Consider the following 875-nt stretch of genomic DNA (forward strand, 5'->3'; position numbering starts at 1 on the left):
GCCCGCTAGCCACCCCATCCATAAGCGCTGTTATCTTTTGGGATCCTTAAACTGGGATCCTCAAGCCTCAAAAGGGTATGCCTTTTATTAGCCTGTTGACGGATTTTGGCCTGCAGGATCCCTATGTGGGCATTATGAAAGGGGTGATTCATACCCTTTCCCCACAGGCTCAACTCATCGACCTCAGCCATGGGATCCCGCCTCAGGATCTGGCGGCGGCTCGCTTTGCCCTGATGACGGCCTACCCCTATCTGCCGTCGGGCACCATTCACCTGGCCGTTGTGGATCCAGGGGTGGGGAGTAGCCGCCGGGCGGTAGCCATCCAAACCGAGACGGGCTTTTTGGTTGGCCCTGACAATGGCCTGTTCAGCGGCGTTTTGGCCCAAACTCCGGCGCTGGCTGCTGTGGAACTCAACCGGCCCCGCTATTGGCGCACCCCCTCTCCCAGCCGCACCTTTCATGGGCGGGATATTTTTGCCCCGGTTGCCGCTCATCTGGCCAACGGGATCCCTTTGGCGGAGCTGGGGGATCCCCTAGACGTAGCAGAACTAACCCGCTGGGACTGGCCGCCACCCCAGATGGAGACCAACGGCTGTCGCGGCCTGGTCCAGGCCATCGACCACTTCGGCAACGGCATCACCAACCTGCCCGGACAGTGGGTGGAAGGTCGAAGCTGGAGCGCCTGGATCAAAGGGATCCCCGTCCGCTCCGTGGCCACCTTTGCTGAGGGAGAAGTTGGGGAAGTGCTGGCCCTGGTGGGCAGCTCCGGCTGGGTGGAGATCGTGCAAAACCGAGGCAATGCCAGCCGGGCGCTGGATTTTAAGGTGGGAGATGAGGTGCGCGTGCAGTGGATCCTCACCCCCAGCCCCTCTCCC

The 875-nt window shown here is 61.7% G+C and carries 1 protein-coding gene; it reads left to right on the forward strand.

The features are described 5' to 3' along the window. Positions 1 to 77 precede the first annotated feature (77 nt). Positions 78 to 875, forward strand: a 798-nt coding sequence (locus NW819_RS01430) for an S-adenosyl-l-methionine hydroxide adenosyltransferase family protein (protein ID WP_414412671.1), incomplete at its 3' end; no start/stop codon positions are given.

This window comes from Synechococcus sp. R8-2, assembly GCF_047461715.1.
Lineage (GTDB): Bacteria > Cyanobacteriota > Cyanobacteriia > Thermostichales > Thermostichaceae > Thermostichus.